The sequence below is a fragment of the Curtobacterium sp. MCBD17_030 genome (assembly GCF_003224255.1).
GTDB lineage: Bacteria > Actinomycetota > Actinomycetes > Actinomycetales > Microbacteriaceae > Curtobacterium.
The window spans coordinates 1-1,296 of the sequence record NZ_QKLI01000045.1 but is presented as its reverse complement, the minus strand read 5'-3'; the positions used below and the strand labels follow the sequence as shown (position 1 = coordinate 1,296).

At 66.9% G+C, this 1,296-nt stretch carries 1 protein-coding gene; it reads right to left on the bottom strand.

Features of this window, described 5'->3' with window-relative positions:
• Window positions 1-34: 34 nt before the first annotated feature.
• Window positions 35-1,227, bottom strand: a protein-coding gene (locus DEI89_RS17230) for an IS3 family transposase (protein ID WP_110905279.1) whose coding sequence is annotated in 2 segments (ribosomal slippage) — window positions 35-940 and window positions 943-1,227 — 1,191 coding nt in all. Because the reading frame shifts where the segments join, the coding sequence is not laid out codon by codon here.
• Window positions 1,228-1,296 lie beyond the last annotated feature (69 nt).

Below are 1,296 nucleotides of genomic sequence, written 5' to 3'. Positions count from 1 at the left end.
ACGGGTCTGCTGCACGGATAGGTGACAGTTGTAGTCACGCCACGAGGGCGACGTTGGTCTTCATGATGGTTTCGAACTCGACGGGCGTCAATCGGCCGAGGCGGGCCTGACGTCGACGCCGGTGATAGGTCCGCTCGATCCAGGTCACGATCGCGATCCGCAGTTCTTCGCGCGTGGCCCACGTGCGTCGGCTCAGGACGTTCTTCTGCAGGAGCGCGAAAAAGCTTTCCATCGCGGCGTTGTCGCCGCAGGAAGCGACTCTGCCCATCGATCCGATCATGCCGTGGCGCGTCAACGCCTGCCGCAGCTTCCGGCTCCGAAATTGCGATCCTCTGTCCGAGTGCAGCGCGCATCCGGCGACGTCGCCGCGCATCCGGACCGCGTTCTCCAGCGCGGTCACGGCCAGCCTCGATTTCATGCGGGAGCCGATCGAGTACCCCACGATCCGACCCGAGCAGGCGTCCTTGATTGCGCAGAGGTAGAGCTTGCCTTCGCCGGTGTTGTGCTCGGTGATGTCGGTCAACCACAGCCGATTCGGCGCCTCGGCCGCGAACATGTGCCGGGTCCGGCCCTGCTCGTCGGTCACCGTGCACAAGTCGTCGTGGACCGCCGGACCGGGCTTCTTGCCGCTCCTGCCGCGCTTCTTCCCGAAAACGCTCCACCAGCCGTTCTCCGACGCGATCGTCCATGCGGTCCGGTCCGCCATCGGTTCGCCGGCGTCGCAGGCCTCATCGGCGAGGAGCCGGTACCCGAACTCCGGGTCTTCCGCGTGTGCGTCGAACAGCGCGTTCGCCCGATACGCCCGCACCACCTCGGTTCGCGACACAGGAGCCGCCAGCCACCGGTAGTAGGGCTGGCGGGAGAGCTTGAGAACCCGGCACGTCACCGCGACGGGGATCCCGTCCGCGGCGAGCTCGCTCACGAGCGGGTAGAGCCTTTTCCCGGCAGGTTCGCCTGCGACAGATACGCCGCCGCTCGGCGCAGCACCTCGACTTCCTGCTCGAGGAGCCGGTTCCGCCGCCGCAACTCACGGACTTCGTCGGACTCGGCACGCGTCGTTCCGGGACGCTCCCCGTCTTCGACGGCAGCGCGGCGCAGCCACTTCGTCAACGTCATCGGGTGGACACCGAAGTCGGCGGCGATCTGCTCGATTGTCACTCCCGGCTCACGGCTCCGAGCAACACGCACGACATCGTCGCGGAACTCCTGCGGGTAGGGCTTGGGCACGATGGCATCCTTCCAGGCTGCCCTCCCGGGCAAGCCAGATCAGACGTCACCTATCCGTGCAGCAGACCC